This window comes from Arthrobacter sp. EpRS71 (genome assembly GCF_001512285.1).
In the GTDB taxonomy this organism is placed as follows: Bacteria; Actinomycetota; Actinomycetes; order Actinomycetales; family Micrococcaceae; genus Arthrobacter.
In genome coordinates, this window is sequence record NZ_LNUV01000003.1 from 410,117 (window position 1) to 428,795 (window position 18,679).

Sequence of the window (18,679 nt, forward strand, 5' to 3'; positions counted from 1 at the left end):
TCTGTGCGGGTCCGTTCCACAGCCTGGGCCGCGACCACCTGCAAATACTCCACCGAACGGGACATCTCCTCGACCCTGCCCGCGAAATCAGCAGCCTCAACAAACCCCAACAACCGCACCTCATCGGTGACGGACAAGCGCGCTGCGTCCAGAAGTGCAGCAGCGTCTTGTAGAAGTTCACCCAGCACCACTCCCGAAACCGCAACGGGTCCAGGACGCTGCCCGTGCGGACGCTCGATCGGCTGATCAGGAACCAAGGTGGAGTCCGGGCCAGAGCCGAACCAGGCGTCCGGCCGTGGGCCGGACACCGATCCGGCATTGATTGCCGAAGCATCTACCTCCGTGCCGCCCGTGGAACCGGTGTCCGTGGTTTTGGCGTCGGCAGACTCTGCACCGTTGACCGGGCCTGCACCGTTGACCGGGCCTGCACCGTTGACCGGGCCAGTGCCGTTGGGCAGGCTGGTTCCGTTGACCGGGCCAGCACTGTTGACCCGCCCAGAGTCCTTGGGCCGCCTGCCGCCCTCGAAACGGCCAGCACCGCTGGCCAATCCAGTTCCATGGAAATGTTCCAGCACGGTGATGTACGGCGTCGAATCCTTGAACCCTGCCTTGACCACCCGCGGCATGCTCACGACGCGCTGTGACCGAATAGCAGCCAGAGCAGCAACAGCAGGGGACGGTTCCGCCCAAGATGCCATCAACTGCGCCAGTTTCTCCATGAATTAATCATTTCACTGGGGTCAGACATTATTAGCGGGACATAGTGGGAGGCAGCAGAACACAGCCGGACAGTGAAGGGCGGCACAAACCGCCCGTTAGGAACAGCGAGGCAGACCTGTCATCGGACCGAAGTCAGAGCCGCCAAAGCCATCTGTTCCAGAATGGGACGGGCGGACTTGACCGCGATCTTCCTGCCGTGATGGCGTACGGAGTGAGGGGTGGAGTTGATGAGTCCAAAGGCTGCGTGTGCCCGGACGCGCAACCCTGAAATGTCGGCGCCCTCGTGGAGCCGCGCCAAAACGTCCACCCAGGTTTCCACGTAGCTTCTCTGCAGGGACCTGACCTTGGCTTGGTCGTCGTCGCTGAGGCTGCCGAAGTCCCGGTCCTGGACCCGGATGACCTCCGGATTACTCAGGGCGAAGTCCACCTGGAACCGGATCAGCCCGGTAAGCGCGGAAAGGGGGTCCTCCGCTTCAGAGACCACGCTCTCGCCACCGTCCAGCAGGTCCCGGCTGACGCTCAGGAGTAGCTCGCCAAGGACCGCTTGTTTGCCGGGGAAGTGGCGGTACACGGCTGGACCGCTGACACCTGCCGCTGCTCCGAGGTCTTCGAGGGACACCCTGCTAAAGCCGTTTTCCGCGAAGAGACCTGCGGCGGCGGACAGCAACGCCTTACGGCGCAGCTCCTTGGCCTGGCTTCGTTGCGTTGTAGCCGCACCGGTGCCGTTGGCATTTGCTTCCGGGCTTACGGTCATGTGGTCCTCCTTGGCGCCCATGCCGGCTCAGCGGGCCTGGCGGGCCATGCTGTGCTGGACATCACAGTTAATAAAGACTAACCTAAATTTCAGTTACGTGGCACTAACCGAAATGGCCTGGGGCCGGGAATGGAACACGGTCAATGGAGACACTCGCCAACCTGATGGCATCCACCAGCGGCACCTTCGAAGCCAGCCGTGAGGCGCAGCTGGCCTTAGTGGAGGAGTTGAAGGAACGGCTCGCGACGGCGGCCCTCGGTGGACCCTCAAAGTCAAGGGAGCGGCACATCGCCCGCGGGAAACTTCTGCCGCGTGAACGGATCGACTACCTGCTCGATGACGGGAGCCCGTTCCTTGAGATCGCACCCTTGGCTGCCAATGGCATGTACAACGACGAGTCCCCAGGCGCCGGCGTCATTGCGGGCATTGGCCTTGTCCATGGCCGCCATGTTCTGGTGATCTCCAACGACGCCACGGTCAAGGGTGGCACCTACTATCCCATGACCGTGAAGAAACACCTCCGGGCTCAGGAAATCGCCATGGAAAACAAGCTTCCGTGTATCTACCTCGTCGATTCCGGCGGAGCGTTTCTGCCCAAGCAGGACGAGGTCTTCCCAGACAAGGAGCACTTCGGCCGGATCTTCTACAACCAGGCCAAAATGTCCGCGGCCAAGATCCCACAGATCGCCTCTGTCATGGGATCGTGCACAGCCGGCGGCGCCTATGTCCCGGCCATGAGCGATGAGACGGTCATCGTCCGGAATCAGGGCACTATCTTCCTGGGCGGCCCGCCGTTGGTCAAAGCAGCCATTGGCGAGATCGTCACTGCTGAGGAGCTGGGCGGCGGCGACGTCCATTCAAGGATTTCCGGAGTCACGGACCACCTCGCCGAGAACGACCAGCATGCGCTGGAGATCGTTCGGGACATTGTGGCCACGTTACCGAAACCGGCGCAGCCGGTTTGGGACGTGTCCGACGTCGTCCTGCCGCCCGTCGTCGAGCCTGCAGAGATCTACGGTGTGGTTCCCACTGACGTGAACGCCCAGTACGACGTCCGGGAAGTCATCGCCAGACTGGTTGATGGATCCGAATTCCATGAGTTCAAGAAGAACTACGGCACCACCCTGGTGACCGGATTCGCGCACCTGCACGGTCATCCCGTGGGTATTGTGGCCAACAACGGCGTCCTGTTCAGCGAATCGTCCCTAAAGGGCGCTCATTTCATTGAGCTCTGCGATCAACGCGGCATTCCCCTGATCTTCCTGCAGAACCTCTCCGGCTTCATGGTGGGTAAGGACTACGAACAGGGCGGCATCGCCAAGAACGGCGCCAAGATGGTCACCGCCGTGGCCACGGCCCGTGTGCCCAAGCTGACGGTGGTGATCGGCGGTTCTTTTGGGGCCGGCAACTACTCCATGTGCGGCCGGGCCTACTCGCCGCGGTTCCTCTGGATGTGGCCGGCCGCCCGGATCTCGGTCATGGGCGGAAACCAGGCTTCCAGCGTCCTGGCCACCGTCAAAAGGGACCAGTATGAGGCAGCAGGCCAGGAATGGTCCGCCGAGGACGAGGAAGCCTTCAAAGCCCCCATCAAGCAACAGTACGAGGACCAGGGAAGCCCCTATTACTCCACCGCAAGACTGTGGGATGACGGCATCATCGATCCCGCTGACACCCGGCGAGTCTTGGGGATGGCCCTGGATGTCGTCTCCCGCCAACAACTGCCCGAGACCTCCTTCGGCCTCTTCAGGATGTGACCATGACCTCGCCAACTACAGCCCCAGCCCGGCCAAACCCTGTGGTGGAAGCCCGGACCTTTAGTGCTGTCCTCGTTGCCAATCGTGGCGAGATTGCCTGCCGCGTGATCCGGACCCTGAAGGAGATGGGTATCCGCTCAGTGGCTGTGTACTCGGATGCCGACAAGAATGCCAAGCACGTGGCCCTTGCCGATACCGCTGTTGCCATCGGTGGCACGGCACCGGCAGAGAGCTACTTGAAGATCGACGCCATCATCGAGGCATGTCGTCGCAGTGGCGCGGAGGCAGTCCACCCGGGATACGGCTTCCTGTCCGAGAATGTGGAGTTCGCCAAGGCACTGGACGCGGCGGGCATCACCTTCATTGGGCCCGGAATTGGAGCCATTGACGTCATGGGCGACAAAATCCGTTCCAAGAACCATGTGATGGCCTATGACGTTCCCTGTGTTCCGGGCATCGCACAACCAGGACTCAGCGATCAGGACCTGATTCAGGCCGCCCCGGGGGTCGGTTTCCCCTTGCTGATTAAGCCGTCCGCGGGTGGTGGCGGCAAAGGGATGCACGTGGTGGAAAGGCCGGAGGATATGGCTTCCACGCTCGTCACGGCCAGACGGGTCGCAGCGTCCGCTTTTGGCGACGACACTCTCTTCCTTGAGCGGCTCATTCGTACCCCTCGCCACATCGAGGTTCAGGTTTTGGCGGACAACCACGGGAACGTGATCCATCTCGGCGAGCGCGAGTGTTCTCTCCAGCGGCGCCACCAGAAGGTGATCGAAGAAGCTCCGTCCGCCCTTTTTGAATCATTGCCCAACGGTGCGCAGGAGCGTGCCCGGATTGGCGAGGCGGCCTGCAATGCGGCCCGTTCGGTCAATTACAGTGGCGCGGGAACCGTGGAGTTCCTGGTGTCCGACGAACACCCCGACGAGTTCTTCTTCATGGAGATGAATACCCGGCTTCAGGTGGAGCACCCTGTCACAGAGATGGTCACGGGCATCGACCTCGTTGAATGGCAGGTGCGGATCGCCGCCGGTGAGGTGCTCACCGTGGCGCAGTCCGACGTCGTACTTAAAGGCCACGCCGTGGAGGCGCGGGTTTACGCTGAGGTACCCGAGCGGAACTTCATGCCGTCCATGGGACGGATCGTGGCGCTCGCTGAGCAGGGCGTACCTGATTCAACCGTTTCGGGGCAGCAACCAACGCATGCGAAGGTGCGGATCGACTCAGCCATGCGGGACAACCTGGAGGTCACGGGGGACTACGATCCCATGCTGGCCAAGGTCATCGCCTGGGGTGAGGACCGGGCCTCAGCGCTGGATACGCTGGACGCTGCGTTGGGGCGCTACACGCTGCTCGGTGTGGATACGAATGTGGAGTATCTGCGGTTGTTGATCAACGATCCCGAGGTCATCGCCGGGCACCTTGACACGGGACTGATTGAGCGCAGGCTGCCGTCCATGGAGTTCCGGCACGTCGGTTCTGCTGAGCTGATTGCCGCTGCCCTCACACTCTGGCTCGACCGTACCGGCCCTGCGCTCGCGGGCGACGCGTGGAAGTCTGCCGACGCTTGGCGTGCCGGTGGCCGCGGCGCGTGGACGGCCACCTTCGGTGTCCCGGGCGCCGGCATCGCGACAGTGTCAATAACCGAGGAGGACGGCGCCGTCAGGGCAAGCGTCGACGGCGGGAGTCCGGTCAACGTCAAGGTGGCGGATCGCGGTAACAACACCATCAAGGTGGAGTTCGACGGCGGTCCGGTCACCCTCGCGGTTGGCGTGGCGCCGGGCGGGCGCAACAGCGTCCAAGAACTCTTTGTGGGCAACGACGGCTGGTCCTGCAGGCTTGAGGTCCTGGACCGGGCTGCGCGCTTGCGTCGGATGCTCGCCGGGATCCAACGTGACGAAGATGCGGCGGACCCGGAGGTTCGTTCACCGATGCCCGGAACGGTGGTTTCCGTGTCCGTAGCCAACGGAGACACCGTGGAGGAGGGGCAGCCGCTCCTTGCTGTGGAGGCCATGAAGATGGAGCACCAACTGGTGGCCTCCGTTGCCGGAACCGTCCATCTCACCAGCAAACCGGGCGACCTTGTCAAAGCTGACCAGGTACTCGCCACCATTCACGTAGACACAGACAGCACCAGCACAGACGAGGAAGTCCAGCCATGAGCACGTTTGAACTAAATGAGGAGTATCAGGACCTGAGCGACTCCGTCCGCGAGTTCGCCGACGAAGTGGTGGCGCCCGTCTCCGCCAAGCACGACGAAGAGCACAGTTTTCCTTACGAGGTTGTGAAGCAGATGGGGGAGATGGGGCTGTTCGGCCTGCCGTTCCCCGAGGAGTTCGGCGGGATGGGCGGAGACTACTTTGCCCTGGCCTTGGCGTTGGAGCAGTTGGGCCGCGTTGACCAGTCGGTGGCCATCACGCTGGAAGCCGGGGTGTCGCTCGGTGCGATGCCGGTGTACCGCTTTGGCACTGAGGAACAGAAACAGGAGTGGCTGCCGCAGTTGGCGTCCGGACGGTCCCTGGCCGGTTTCGGCCTGACGGAGCGCGAGGCAGGTTCGGATGCGGGAGGCACCAAGACCAACGCCCATCTGGACAACGGCGAGTGGGTCATCAACGGCAACAAGGAGTTCATCACCAACTCCGGTACGGACATCACCACCTTGGTGACGGTCACGGCGGTGACGGGGCAGAAGGACAACGCGGACGGCAGCGCCAAGAAGGAGATCTCCACCATCCTGGTCCCCACGGACACGCCCGGTTTCCGGGCGGAAAAGCCGTACAACAAGGTGGGCTGGAACGCCTCCGACACACACCCGCTGACTCTGGATAATGTCCGAGTTCCCGAAGCGAATCTCCTGGGCGAGCGCGGCCGTGGCTATGCGAATTTCCTGTCCATTTTGGACGAGGGCCGCATCGCCATCGCTGCACTGGCAACGGGCGCAGCCCAGGGGTGCGTGGACCTGTCCGTGAAGTACGCCAAGGAGCGCAGCGCGTTCGGGCAGAACATCGGCAAGTACCAGGCCATCCAGTTCAAGATCGCGCGGATGCAGGCAAGGGCCCACACTGCCCGCCTTGCTTATTACGACGCTGCGTCCAGGATGCTGGCAGGCAAGCCGTTCAAGACCGAGGCGGCCATCGCTAAGATGGTCGCAGGCGAGGCAGCCATGGACAACGCGCGGGACGCCACCCAGGTGTTCGGCGGCTATGGCTTCATCAACGAATTCACGGTGGCACGCCATTACCGCGATTCCAAGATCCTTGAAATCGGGGAGGGCACCACGGAGGTGCAGTTGATGCTCATCGCCCGCGAGCTGGGTCTGTAACCGTAGGGGAAGGATCAAGGATGATTGACAAGGTTGTTGCCAGCGCCGCGGAAGCGGTGAAGGACATCCCGGACGGTGCCTCGTTGGCTGTCGGAGGTTTCGGTTTATGCGGCATCCCCGTTTCCTTGATCGACGCCGTGTACCAGCAGGGAACCACGGATCTTGTGACGGTCAGCAACAACTGCGGTGTGGACGACTGGGGCCTTGGCATTCTCCTGAAGGATGGTCGTATCCGTCGGACCGTCAGCTCGTACGTCGGTGAGAACAAGGAATTCGCCCGTCAGTACCTCTCGGGCGAGCTGGAGGTAGTCCTCACCCCACAGGGCACCTTGGCCGAGAAGCTCCGTGCTGGAGGTGCCGGCATCCCGGCCTTCTACACCAAAGCCGGCGTGGGTACGCAGGTGTCCGAGGGCGGACTTCCGCAAAAGTACGACGCCGACGGGAACGTTGCGATTGCTTCCTCGCCTAAGGAAGTGCGCACTTTCAACGACGCGGACTATGTGCTGGAAGAGTCCCTGACGCCGGACTTCGGCCTGGTCCATGCCTGGAAGGGGGACCGGCACGGGAATCTGGTCTTCCACGCGACGGCCATGAACTTCAACCCCCTCTGTGCCATGGCGGCACGGACCACCATTGCCGAAGTGGAGGAGTTGGTGGAGCCCGGCGAGCTGGACCCGGAGCATATCCACACGCCGGGGATCTTCGTTCAAAGGGTGGTGTTGGCAGCGTCCAGCGAGAAGCGGATAGAAAAGCGGACCGTGGCGTTAACCCCCACTATTGATGCAGGCCAATCCGGAACAGACCAGGCAGGAGCGGAACGATGACCGACAACACGTCCCAGGACATCCCGCCCCGCCCGGAGGCCGTCCGGCACGAGTACCGTCGCGCCGACGTCGACCATCACGACGCCAAAGGCTGGACCCGCAACGAACTTGCCGCCCGGGTAGCCAAGGAACTGACCAACGGGCAGTACGTGAACCTTGGCATCGGGATGCCCACGTTGATCCCCAACTACATTCCGGACGGCGTGGAGGTCATTCTTCACTCGGAGAACGGAATCCTGGGCGTGGGTCCTTACCCGGCTGAGGACAAGATTGATCCGGATCTCATCAATGCGGGCAAGGAAACGGTCACCACTCGTGCCGGGGCTGCCTTCTTTGATTCGGCGGCGTCCTTCGGCATGATCCGCGGCGGGCACGTGGACGTGGCCGTTTTGGGTGCCATGGAGGTGGCTGTGAACGGAGACCTGGCCAACTGGATGATTCCCGGCAAGATGGTCAAAGGCATGGGCGGAGCAATGGACCTCGTGTTTGGCGCCAAGAAAGTCATTGTCATGATGGAACATGTGGACCGCAACGGCAGGCCGAAGATCGTCCAGGACTGCACACTCCCGCTCACAGGAAAAGGGTGCGTGGACCGCATCATCACTGACCTCGCAGTGATCGACGTCGTGAAGGATGATGGCGAACCGCGTTTGGTCCTCCGCGAACTTGCCCCCAACGTCACCCTGGACGACGTCGTGGCGGCCACGGGCGCAGACCTCTTCGAAGAAGACCAGGAACTGACCGTATGACGCGGGTTGTGGAGCAGCGCGGACTCTATTTCGACGAGCTCGAAGAGGGCGTGATTTACGCGCACAAGCCTGGCCGTACCGTCACCGAGACGGACAATGTCCTCTTCACCACCATGACCATGAACACGCAGGCGCTGCATTTGGACGCGGCCTGGAGTTCCGGGCAGCCGTTCGGGCAGCGGCTTATGAACTCTATGTTCACTTTGTCCACCATGGTGGGGCAGTCCGTGACACAGCTGACGCAGGGCACCATCATCGCGCAGTTGGGCCTGACGGATGTCACTTTTCCGCACCCGCTCTATCACGGCGATACCCTGTACACGGAAACAGTGATCACAGGTAAACGGCTGTCGTCGTCGCGGCCCGGCCAAGGCGTGGCGACCATGCAGCACACCGGCCGCAACCAGGACGGGACGGTGGTGGCCTTGGCAACCCGGACCTGCCTCATGTGGACCAAGGAAGCGCACGCCGCGCAATCCTGACCCACCCTTTCCATACCTTTGTAGGTCACCAGCAGCAAGGACTTTCATGCTTTCTTCAGACGCGATTCCGTTCACCATGGGGCCGGCCCTCCTTTTCTGCCCGGCGGACCGGCCTGAGCGTTTCGGAAAGGCGGCTGATCGTTCCGACGCCGTGATCCTGGACCTTGAAGATGCTGTAGCCCCTGCGGACAAGCCGGGGGCTCGCGAGGCGATTCTCGAACAGTTGGATTCAGGCGGCCTGGACCCACACCGGACCATTATTCGGGTCAACCCCGTGGGGACACCGGAGTTCGAGCTGGATCTCAACACTTTGGCGAAGACGCCATACCGCACCGTCATGCTGGCCAAGGCGGAGAATGCGGAGCAACTCAAGTCTTTGGCCGGCTATCAGGTCATCGCGCTGTGCGAAACCGCGGCGGGCATCGTCAACGCCCCGGCCATCGCCGCCGAGCCGAACGTGGTGGGGCTGATGTGGGGCGCTGAGGACCTGCTGGCTTCCCTCGGGGGCCTTTCCAGCAGGAACGACGACGGCGGGTACCGGGCTGTGGCTCTTCACTCACGTTCCGCTGTACTGCTCGCCGCCAAAGCCGCAGGCAAGGAAGCAATTGACTCCGTGTACGTGAACATCCCGGATCTTAAAGGCTTGCTGGCTGAGTCGCAGGACGCCGTGTCCAGCGGTTTTGGAGCCAAAGCCTGCATCCATCCCCAGCAGGTGGCGGTAGTCCGGGAAGCCTACGCGCCCACGGACGACGCCGTAGCCCAAGCCGCCGAACTCCTGGACGCTGCAGCATCTGCCGGGACAGGCGTGTTCCAGTTCAACGGCAAGATGATTGATGGCCCTATCCTCAAGCACGCCCAAGCGACACTTCGCCGGGCCGGGCACTAACGACGAATCCGGCCCTCCTTCGCCCCACACACCGTAGAACGGCATGCAGAGCGGACGAAGACCGGACTCGTTGGCCGGCAGGGCCCTAGGTGAGTACCGACGTCGTGATTTCCGTCAGTTCAACCACGGCTGGCCGGGACGCCGTGCTCTTGATGGCTACTGCCTGCCCGTTCCTGGCGGATTCCAGCACTGATTCCATCACGTCCAAGGCATGGAAGGCCAGCTGACCGCCGGCCCGTGGTTCCTGGCCGGAGGGTGTGTTGGCGAGGTCGGCGATGCCGAAGCCGCGGCCCGAGTCCACGTACCCGGCCGAGACGGGAAGCGTTTCCCACTCCTCGGCGCCGAGTGCGAACAGCTGCACGTCGCCGTCGAAATGATTTGGGTCAGGGACCATCAGCGAACCCGTTTCACCGTGGATCTCAATGTTGGGGCTTTTGGTCTTGACGGCATCGAAGCTCATGAACAGTGTGGACAAGGCGCCGGACGCATGCACCAGGACGCCGGTGACGTGCGAGTCGATGTCCACCGGAACCACCTGTCCCTGACGCGGGCCCGAACCGATGATGCGTTCGTCGCGGGTGTGGCTGGCAGCACCCACCACCGACACCACGGGCCCGAGCAGCGTGACGAGTGCAGAGACATAGTACGGGCCCATGTCCAGCAGTGGCCCGCCGCCCGGCTGGTAGTAGAAATCGGGGTTCGGGTGCCAACGCTCGTGGCCGGGCGTCGCCATGGTGGCCGTCGCTGAAATTGGCGCCCCAATCAGTCCGTCGTCAATGGCTTTGCGGGCTGTCTGGACGCCGGTTCCCAACACGGTGTCCGGCGCGCAGCCCACAGTGACGCCCGCCGCAGCCGCCGCATCCAGCACCTGCCGGGCTTCGGCCGTGGTGGCAGCCAGCGGCTTTTCGCCGTAGACGGACTTTCCGGCCGCGATGGCCCTCAGCGCAATGTTAGCGTGGGCGGCAGGGATGGTGAGGTTCAGGACGAGGTCCACGTCCTCGGCGGCCAGGAGTTCGTCCACGCTCAGTGCCCGGACCCCGTCATACGAATCGGCAACCGCCTGGGCCCGCGCCGAATCAAGGTCCGCGACGGCCACAAGGTTGATGGAATCGAGGCGGCGGAAGTTGCGCAGGTACTGGGCAATGATGGCGCCACAGCCAATCACTCCTACATTTAGCGGCTTGCCCACAGCATGCCCCTTTCAATGATGGTGCGGACGTTGCTGTCCTGAAGGATTTCCACGCGGTGGCCCGGCGTGCAGACGAAGATTTTTCCCTTGCCCCACTGGCGGGTCCAGATGGCCGGCGAGGTGACTTCGCGGTTCCATGGGTCCCAGTCACGGACTTTTTGGGTAGTGGTGGCCAGGACGTCGATGTAGTCATCGGAGAGGACCCAGTACTGTTCCGTGACGAGATCGAAGTCGCCCATTCCCTGAGTGATGGGGTGGTGGGAGGCAACGGGCAACATGTTGACGGTATAAGGGACGTAATTGTCGGACTGCTCGCCGATCCGCTCGTCAGCATGCTTGCCGGGGTGGCAGGCGAACTGTCCACCGATCAGGTGCAGGTAGTCCGAGTTATTGCGGTAGGAATCAGCGATCCCGCCGTGCCAGCCAGCCAGGCCCGTACCGTTTTCAACGGCCGCGCGGAGCCCCTCGAATTCGTCCTTCTCGATGGTGGACATGGTCATGCACTGCACGATCAGGTCCACGCCCGCCATGTAGTCAGGGTCGGCGTAGATCTTGGGGGATTCCTCCACCCGGACGTCATAACCGTTCTCCTTCAGGTAGGGGATGAACAGCTCTGTGGCTTCCACCGGCTGGTGTCCGTCCCAGCCGCCGCGGACCACCAGCGCTGTTTTGTTGATGCTTGTCATGGTTTCCTTCGTTTCGGGCATATTCATAGCATTTAGACGTTCTGCCAGCGGCTGGCGTTCTCAGCGCTGGCTTCTACGGCGGCCAGCACCTTTTGCACCTGCAAAGCGTCAGCGAACGACGGCGTGGGCTGCTCGCCTGCGCCGATGGCAGTGACGAGGTCCACCACCTGATGGGTGAAGCCGTGCTCATATCCGAGGCCGTGGCCGGTGGGCCACCAGTTGGCGGTGTAGGGGTGGGACGGCTCAGTGACCATGATCTTGCGGAAGCCGGCGTCAGGTTCCAGCGCGGAATCGTAGTACTGCAGTGAGTTCATGTCTTCGAAGTCAAAGGCGATCGACCCTTTGGTGCCGTTGAGTTCCAGGCGCATGGCGTTCTTGCGGCCCAAGGCAAAACGGGTGGCTTCGAAGATGCCGATGGGCCCGGCGGTGGTGCGGGAGCCGGCGTCAGCACCGCCGTCGTGCTTGGCAAAACGGGCGGTGAACAGGGCAGCGTCGTCCACGGTCACCGGGCCGCGCGGCCCGTCAGAGCCGCCGTGACCGCCCAAGCCCACGAAGTCGCCGCCCACGGGGCGCTCCTTCACGAAAGTCTCCAGCAGTGCAGAGACACCAGAGATGTTCAGTCCCGTGATCCACTGGGCGGCATCGATGCTGTGAGCGCCGATGTCGCCCAGCGAACCGGACCCGGATTTAGCCTTGTCCAGGCGCCAGGTCAGCGGCGCGTCGGCGTCACTGAGCCAGTCCTGAAGGTACTGCGCGCGGACGTGCCTGATCTCGCCCAGACGGCCGTCGTCCACCATTCGCTTGGCCAGTGCCAAAGCAGGAGTGCGCCGGTAACTGAAGCCGCACATGGAGAGCACCCCGCGTTCCGCCGCGGCCTGAGCCACCTGGGTCATCTTCCCGGCTTCTTCCACCGAGTTGGCCAACGGCTTCTCGCAGAGGACATGCTTGCCGGCCTCGAGCGCCGCAATCGCTATCTCGGCATGGGTGTTGCCGGGAGTGCAGATATCAATGAGGTCGATGTCATCGCGTTCAATGAGTCTGCGCCAGTCGGTCTCGATGGACGCCCAGCCGTATTTGGCGGCTGCTGACCGCACACCCTCCTCATTTCGGCCCGCCACGGCCGTGAGTTCCGGAGCGAGGGGAAGGTCAAAGAAGCGGGGAGCAGTACGCCAGGCATGGGAGTGGGCGGCGCCCATGAAGGCATACCCCACCATGCCCACGCGCAGGGGTCGAGTCTCTGTCATCGGAAGTCCTTTCTGGTTGGTTCGTCGCCGGTTACTTGCTGAAACCTGCGGTGAGGCCACTGAGCAACTGCCGGCGCGCCACCACGTAGATCACCAGTAGCGGAAGCGTTGCCAGCACCACGGAGGCGAGCACTGCCGGGATGTTGACGCTGAATTCACCTTGGAACGTCCACAGCGACAACGGCAGAACCCTGGTGTCAGGGCTTTGCGTGAGGATCAGCGGGAACAGGAATCCGTTCCACACATGCAGTGCGTTGTAGATGCCCACCGTGATGACGGCAGGCTTGGTCATGGGCAACGCCAGGCGCCACATCATGGCCCAGTCAGAGCAACCGTCCAAGCGCATCGACTCAAAAAGTTCATTGGGGACATCCCGCATGAAGTTCGAAAGGATGAGCACCGATACCGGGATAGCGAAGGCAATGGAAGGCAGGATCAACGCCAACAAGGTGTCGTACATATGAGCCTTGGTGATCATCCAGTAGATGGGGATGATGGTTGCGTGCAGCGGAATGGCCAAGCCCAGGAGGAAAACGTTGTTGGTCCAGCTGAGGAATCTGCCTTTGCCGCGGACAATGGCGTAGGCGGCCATAAAGGCGACGAAAAGCGCCGGAACCACGCTGCCCACGGTCACGATGAGGCTGTTGGTGAAGTACTTGGCGAAGTCGTTCTCCAGGACAAGCTTGTAGTTGTCCAAGGTTGGTTCTGCCGGTGGGAGCATCGGGTTTGAGGTGAAGAAGCCTGCCTGGTTCTTCAGGCTGGTGATGACCACGTAGTACACCGGCACAATGATGATTGCCAGCCAGATCCAGCCGCCCAGGCCGCCCAGGAAGTTTGGCCGCGAACGGCCAAGTTGTGACGGCCGACGGCGGGTGGTCGCCGCTTGGGGCAGCACCGCCGGTGCCGGGGGGAGTTCAGTGGTGGAAGCCATTACGCACCTTCCAATTGGCTGGCGTTGCGGTTCTTGCCGCCGAGTCGTTGCAGGAACAATGCCAAGGCCAGGCCGATGACAACGAGGATGACGCCCAAGGCGCTCGCCGCCCCCATATCGTTCGCTTTGAAGCCGGTGAGGTACATGTGCAGTGGCAGGAGCCTGGTGGAGTAGCCTGGTCCGCCGGCGGTCAGGACGAAGATCAGGTCGAAGTACGCCAGGGATCCCACCACCATGAGGGTGGAGGAAGTGATCATGGTGTACTTCAGCTGCGGCAAGGTGATGTTGAAGAACTGCTGGACACGGCCTGCGCCGTCAATTTGGGCAGCTTCGTACAGCGAGGCGGGAATCTGCCGTACGCCGCCTTGGTAGATCAGGGTGTGGAAGGGCACGAACTGCCAGGCGATCACGAAGACCACCACGAACAGCACCAGATCAGAGTTACCCAGCCAGTCCTGCGCCAGGATCGGCAGCCCCAGGCCCGGGCCGAGCCCGAAGTTCGGATCCAGCAGGGCCTTGAAAGCGATGGCCACAGCCGCGGAGGACAGGAGCAGCGGCACGAAGTAGAGCACTGCCAAAGCCGCCCGGTACTTCTGGCTGGCAGCGGTGAAGACGCCGAGCAGGAGGCTGATGGGTGCCTGGACGATGAAGGAGAAGAACATGATCTTGGCCGTCACCAACAAGGCGTTGCCCGTGACGGGATCGGCCAGGACGGTGTTCCAGCTGGACAGTCCGTCGAGCTTAATTTCTCCCAGGCCGTCCCAGCTGGTGAAGCTCAGGAACAGGACTCCCAGGAGTGGGAGGATGGCGAAAAGCATGAAGAAGGCGAGCGCGGGGACAGCGAGCCACCCCGACGGACCCTTTTCCAAGGTCCGTCGGGTGCCTGTTGTGTGTCCAGTGCCCAACTCCCGCTGTGGGGTGGTGGTAGTAGTTGACACTGAACTACTTACCGATCGTCGCGTTCATGGTGGAAGCGAACTGTTCGGGGGTGATCTTCTTCAGGAAGATCTGGTCCAGGTTCGCCAGCATGGCATCGCCCTGGGCGGGGCTGAGTGCCTGATCCCAGGACAGTGTGAAGTCCGGGGCGTCCTTGGCCATGCCGTACACGTAGGTCAGGAAGTCCTTGTCCGGGGAGGCTGCGAGCTTGTCCTCAATGCCGGTGACCACAGGTACAGCTCCTGAGTCGATCAGGCCTTGGACGTTCTCATCGGTGAACATTCCGTCCTTGACGTATTCCAGGGCGGTTTTCTTTTGCTCTTCTGTGGCCTTGGATGAAACGGACCAGAAGTTGGACGGGTTTCCCACAACGTTGGCCGGGTCACCCTTGCCGCCCTCAACGGTGGGGAAGGGGGTGTAGCCGAGTTTGCCGCTTGATACGAACTCGCCGGCGTCCTTCTTCATGCCTTGGTAGATCCAGCTGCCCTGCAGAATCATGGCTGCCTTTCCTGTGTACAACAGGGCCTGGTCTGCGTTGCTGTCAGCGGCAATGGAGGAGAAGCCGTTGATGAAGCCGCCGGCATCCACCAGTTCCTGAATCTTGGTCAGGGCCTCGATCACTGCGGGGTCGGACCAGGCGCCCGGCTTGTTGGCTGCGATGTTTGCGAAGACTTCAGGGCCGCCGATCCGGTCCACTAGGTATTCGAGCCACATCAGGTCCGGCCATTTGGACTGGCCGCCCAGGGAGAACGGTGCCACACCGGCAGCCTTGAATTTTGGCACCAGCGCCATCAGTTCATCCCAGGTCTTGGGAGCCTCGGCGCCCACCTTTTCGAAGACTTCCTTGTTGTAGTAGAGCACTACGGGTTGGACCTTGTTGTTGGGGAGTGCATAGGTCTTGCCGTCGATCACGCCGCTCTCGAGGATGGAGGGAAGGTAACGGCTTTGGACGGCAGGGTTTTCTTTGAGGAATCCCGTCAGGTCATCCACCTGTCCGGCATCGACGTAGGACTTGAGGACTCCGCCGCCCCAGCCGTAAACGAGCGTGGGTCCTTGACCTGCGCCGACGGCGGTGCGGACCTTGGTCTTGTAGGCGTCGTTGGCAAAGAAGTCGAGCTTGATGGCGGAGTCGGGGTGGGCCTTGTTCCACGATTCCACGGATGCTTGGAACACAGGCTGGTCACCACCGGTCAGTCCCCACATGGTTGCTGAGTCCGCCGAGGCCCCTGTTCCGGCCGGACCCGAGGATCCGCAGGCTACGAGTGAGATCGACAACGCGGCTGCAGAAACGGCCATTCCGGCGGTGCGCAACTTGAGATTATTCATGTGCAGTTCCATTCGTCCTTCGGGCTCGACGCTGATGGCCCGGTTGTGCGTGTAAAAGCCGCACTTCGCGGTCTGCGGATCAACTTCGATACCCAGCTCCAGCAACTTTTCGAAATGTTTCGAAAGTCCTTTCGGAAGTGCCCACCAAACTTAGCCGTGACCCGCATCACCGTCAAGACCTGGATGAGAAGATACTTAGGTAGTTTGCTGCCTGTTTGACGAGCAGACCTCTCCGCGTGCAGACTGGCAGCAACCGAAACTTTTCGAAAGTGATAACTGTGAGCCCCGAAGAACGACCCTCCAAGCTGACCCTTTCTGCCGTTGCGCAGGAGGTAGGAGTGTCCGTACCCACCGTGTCCAAAGTGGTCAACGGGCGCGGGGACGTGGCCCAGGGGACCCGTGCGCGTGTTCTGGAAGCGCTGCAGCGGACCGGGTACAAATCACCCCTCCAGCGCAAGGGCAACCCTGTCCAGCGGACTGTCGAGGCGGTGTTTGACTCGCTGAACTCGGCCTACAACATGGAAGTCCTCAAGGGGATCATGGAGCAGGCCAACGCTTCGGACATGGAAGTGATCCTCTCGGTGACCGGATTGCAGGCAGCGCCTCCGCTGGGCCCGGAGCAACGTGCACAGCGCATGGTCGATGAGGGCCGCAGCGGCATGATCGTGGTGACCTCGGCGTTCGGAACAGCGCAGCTCGAAGCTTTCCAAAGACGCCAGATTCCCATCGTGGTGATCGACCCCCTGAACCCGCCACCTGCTGATCTGTTCAGTGTGGGCTCCAGCAACTGGGCCGGTGGGAAAGCCGCCGCCACGCATCTTTTGGCGCTGGGGCATCGACGCATTGCCTTTATTGGGGGTCCTGCCACCGCCGAATGCAGCCAGGCCCGTCTCCACGGTTACATGGCCGCACTGATGGCAGAGGGAATCACCGTGGAACATGAATATGTTTCCGCCGGCCAGTTTCGTCCCGAGACCGGAGCGGCAGCCTTCAAGTCCTTGGTGGCTTTGGAAGATCCGCCCACTGCAGTATTCGCCGGAAGCGACAGCATCGCCATGGGGGTCCTGGCTGAGGCGCGGAGGCAGGACATCCGGATCCCCGAGGAAATGAGCCTCGTGGGGTTCGATGGAACGTACCAAGCGGAAGAATCCACGCCACCCCTGACCTCGGTGAGCCAGCCGCTTCAGGAGATAGGGCGTTCCGCGCTGAACTTCATCCTTCGCCAAATGCAGGGTGAAGAGATCGACTCCCGGCGTGTGGAGCTTGCAACCCACCTTGTGGTTCGAGAATCCACAGCCCCACCCAGGGAACCAGCGCCACCCCGGGAACCAGCCTCACCCGGAAAGTCGCCGTCCCGGGTCTAGCTGCACCGGCGGGATTGCTTCATACAACAGCACCCGCACCCAACGGTCGCCCGTCCCACGGAACTCCTCACGGCTGGCAAAACGGTACAGGTAACTGCGCGTCCGCACCCAACGGGGTGGTTCGCCGTCGAACGGGTCCTGTCGAAGCAGCCCAAGCGTAAGTCGATCAGCCTGCAGGAGCCTGTCCAGGAACGCGTAAAACCAGTCCTCGTGGACAGTTCTCAGCGGCAGGAACCACATGAGCCAATCCAAGCGCAAGTGGTATGGCGCCCACTGCCGGGGGAGTCGCCGTACATCCCCGGGTTTGCCCTTGAAGCCGTACTCCAACCATTGTTCGTCCGGCGCCTGCGGATCCTCCTCCATGGTGCCCTCAACCACCATCTCAATGCGCTGCTTTGTCACCGTGCCGAAAGCGCCGTAGGCATTGACCAGTCGCCAGCGGTTAAAGCTGGCGTTCATCAACTGCTGGCTGGAGAAGAGATTCAGGAGCGGACGGTAGCTGAACACCAGCAACAAAACCGTCGCCAGCACGACGACGGCGAGCCACCACACTGAGGTATCGGCGCCCGGGTGCCACTCCAGCGGGATGAACGGAAAGACCGCGTGTGCAACGGGGTCGCTGACGGCGGCGAAAGCCAGGACGATGGCCACCCAGTTCAGCCACGCGAAGTTTCCTGTCCCCACCAGCCACAGCTGGGTGACGATGATGATGCCGGCTGCGATGCTGGCAAGCGGTTGCGGTGCGAACAGGAAAAAGGGGACCACCAGTTGCGCGAAATGGTTGCCCACCACCTCCACTTTGTGCAGGGGGCGTGGCAGGAGGTGAGCCAGCCTGCTGAGTGGCCCGGGCATCGGCTGTGTCTCGTGGTGGTAGAACATGGCCGTCATGTCCCGCCACTCGCGTCCGCCGCGGATCTTGATCATGCCGGCACCGAACTCAAGCCGGAACAGCAGCCACAGAATGAGTATGAGGATGGTCGCAGGTGGGGGAGTCTGGTCTGAACCGAGGAAAGCCACAGTGAATCCGGCTTCGAGGAGAAGTATCTCCCAACCAAAACCGTAGAACGTCTGGCCTACGTTCACAATCGACATGTAGAGGAACCACAGGGCAAGGAAAGCCAGCATGGGAAGCCACGGAGGACCTGTTTGGGGGAGACCGATGACCAGCAGAATGGACACCCCGATGCCCGTCCAGCACACGGCCCGGAGCAGTGTGTCAGAGTAGCGCCACCGGAAAAGGGTGGGCCGGCCCAGCCGGCGGGCCATGTCCAAGTAAGAGGGTACCGGCAACAGTCCGTGCTCGCCCAGGAGTGCCGGGAACTGGTTCACCGTGGAGAGGAAGGCAACCGCGTACAGCGCGGCTGTGCCACGCTGCAACACCTGCCGGGCAAATTCGTAGTCCCGCGCATCGAACCAGGACAACCACTCCACCATTCCACGGTACGCACGGGAGGGGGCTGGTCAAGCGGTATCGATTTTCCACATACACCTGTGCCCGTTCGCGGCCCCCGGCAG

At 62.2% G+C, this 18,679-nt stretch carries 16 protein-coding genes and 1 pseudogene; 8 read left to right on the forward strand and 9 right to left on the reverse strand.

The features are described from left to right. Together AR689_RS23280 and AR689_RS04675 are read right to left on the reverse strand one after the other, a co-directional pair. Window positions 1–719: pseudogene (locus AR689_RS23280) on the reverse strand (hypothetical protein); the annotation flags it as partial. 119 nt (window positions 720–838) lie between these two features. Continuing rightward, complete coding sequence (locus AR689_RS04675; RefSeq protein ID WP_062067469.1) at window positions 839–1,474, reverse strand: SACE_7040 family transcriptional regulator; 636 nt, start codon at window positions 1,472–1,474, stop codon at window positions 839–841. Between the two features lie 143 nt (window positions 1,475–1,617). On the opposite strand from AR689_RS04675, the gene AR689_RS04680 reads away from it, so the two are divergent. The 7 genes from AR689_RS04680 to AR689_RS04710 are packed head-to-tail and all read left to right on the forward strand — an operon-like array spanning window position 1,618 to window position 9,488. After that, a complete protein-coding gene (locus tag AR689_RS04680) occupies window positions 1,618–3,228 on the forward strand; it encodes a carboxyl transferase domain-containing protein (RefSeq protein ID WP_062067472.1) in 1,611 nt (536 codons plus the stop codon). 2 nt (window positions 3,229–3,230) lie between these two features. After that, window positions 3,231–5,387, forward strand: a complete 2,157-nt coding sequence (locus AR689_RS04685) for an acetyl/propionyl/methylcrotonyl-CoA carboxylase subunit alpha (RefSeq protein ID WP_062067476.1) — start codon at window positions 3,231–3,233, stop codon at window positions 5,385–5,387. Further along, on the forward strand, window positions 5,384–6,547 hold the full coding sequence (locus AR689_RS04690) for an acyl-CoA dehydrogenase family protein (protein ID WP_062067479.1): 1,164 nt from the start codon (window positions 5,384–5,386) through the stop codon (window positions 6,545–6,547). Before AR689_RS04685 ends, AR689_RS04690 begins: the two co-directional genes overlap by 4 nt. 20 nt (window positions 6,548–6,567) lie before the next feature. Further along, window positions 6,568–7,371 carry a CoA transferase subunit A gene (locus AR689_RS04695; RefSeq protein WP_062067482.1) on the forward strand — a complete coding sequence of 268 codons (804 nt, stop codon included), beginning with the start codon at window positions 6,568–6,570 and terminating at the stop codon, window positions 7,369–7,371. After that, the gene (locus tag AR689_RS04700; RefSeq protein WP_062067486.1) at window positions 7,368–8,120 is read left to right on the forward strand and encodes a CoA transferase subunit B; all 753 of its coding nucleotides are present in this window, start codon (window positions 7,368–7,370) and stop codon (window positions 8,118–8,120) included. The genes AR689_RS04695 and AR689_RS04700 overlap by 4 nt, the downstream gene beginning before the upstream one ends. After that, on the forward strand, window positions 8,117–8,602 hold the full coding sequence (locus AR689_RS04705) for a MaoC family dehydratase (RefSeq protein ID WP_011774245.1): 486 nt from the start codon (window positions 8,117–8,119) through the stop codon (window positions 8,600–8,602). The genes AR689_RS04700 and AR689_RS04705 overlap by 4 nt, the downstream gene beginning before the upstream one ends. 46 nt (window positions 8,603–8,648) lie before the next feature. Continuing rightward, a complete protein-coding gene (locus AR689_RS04710) occupies window positions 8,649–9,488 on the forward strand; it encodes an HpcH/HpaI aldolase/citrate lyase family protein (protein WP_062067489.1) in 840 nt (279 codons plus the stop codon). A gap of 85 nt (window positions 9,489–9,573) precedes the next feature. Here the strand turns inward: AR689_RS04710 and AR689_RS04715 are convergent, their stop codons facing one another. The 6 genes from AR689_RS04715 to AR689_RS04740 are packed head-to-tail and all read right to left on the reverse strand — an operon-like array spanning window position 9,574 to window position 15,800. Beyond that, complete coding sequence (locus AR689_RS04715) at window positions 9,574–10,677, reverse strand: Gfo/Idh/MocA family protein (RefSeq protein ID WP_062067492.1); 1,104 nt, start codon at window positions 10,675–10,677, stop codon at window positions 9,574–9,576. Next, complete coding sequence (locus AR689_RS04720; RefSeq protein ID WP_062068607.1) at window positions 10,662–11,363, reverse strand: ThuA domain-containing protein; 702 nt, start codon at window positions 11,361–11,363, stop codon at window positions 10,662–10,664. The genes AR689_RS04715 and AR689_RS04720 overlap by 16 nt, the downstream gene beginning before the upstream one ends. A 32-nt stretch (window positions 11,364–11,395) precedes the next feature. Beyond that, window positions 11,396–12,607 carry a Gfo/Idh/MocA family protein gene (locus AR689_RS04725; RefSeq protein ID WP_062067494.1) on the reverse strand — a complete coding sequence of 404 codons (1,212 nt, stop codon included), beginning with the start codon at window positions 12,605–12,607 and terminating at the stop codon, window positions 11,396–11,398. 31 nt (window positions 12,608–12,638) lie between these two features. Further along, the gene (locus AR689_RS04730; RefSeq protein WP_062067497.1) at window positions 12,639–13,538 is read right to left on the reverse strand and encodes a carbohydrate ABC transporter permease; all 900 of its coding nucleotides are present in this window, start codon (window positions 13,536–13,538) and stop codon (window positions 12,639–12,641) included. Then, on the reverse strand, window positions 13,538–14,476 hold the full coding sequence (locus tag AR689_RS04735; protein ID WP_082697802.1) for a carbohydrate ABC transporter permease: 939 nt from the start codon (window positions 14,474–14,476) through the stop codon (window positions 13,538–13,540). Before AR689_RS04735 ends, AR689_RS04730 begins: the two co-directional genes overlap by 1 nt. A gap of 4 nt (window positions 14,477–14,480) precedes the next feature. Beyond that, entirely contained in the window at window positions 14,481–15,800 is a 1,320-nt protein-coding gene (locus AR689_RS04740) for an extracellular solute-binding protein (RefSeq protein ID WP_062068609.1), read from the reverse strand. Between the two features lie 278 nt (window positions 15,801–16,078). Between AR689_RS04740 and AR689_RS04745 the strand changes: the two genes are divergently transcribed. Beyond that, entirely contained in the window at window positions 16,079–17,164 is a 1,086-nt protein-coding gene (locus tag AR689_RS04745) for a LacI family DNA-binding transcriptional regulator (protein WP_062067500.1), read from the forward strand. Here the strand turns inward: AR689_RS04745 and AR689_RS04750 are convergent. Then, window positions 17,135–18,595: a lipase maturation factor family protein gene (locus AR689_RS04750; protein WP_062068613.1), complete on the reverse strand. Its 1,461-nt coding sequence runs from the start codon at window positions 18,593–18,595 to the stop codon at window positions 17,135–17,137. The two genes, AR689_RS04745 and AR689_RS04750, sit on opposite strands and share 30 nt — an antisense overlap. Window positions 18,596–18,679 lie beyond the last annotated feature (84 nt).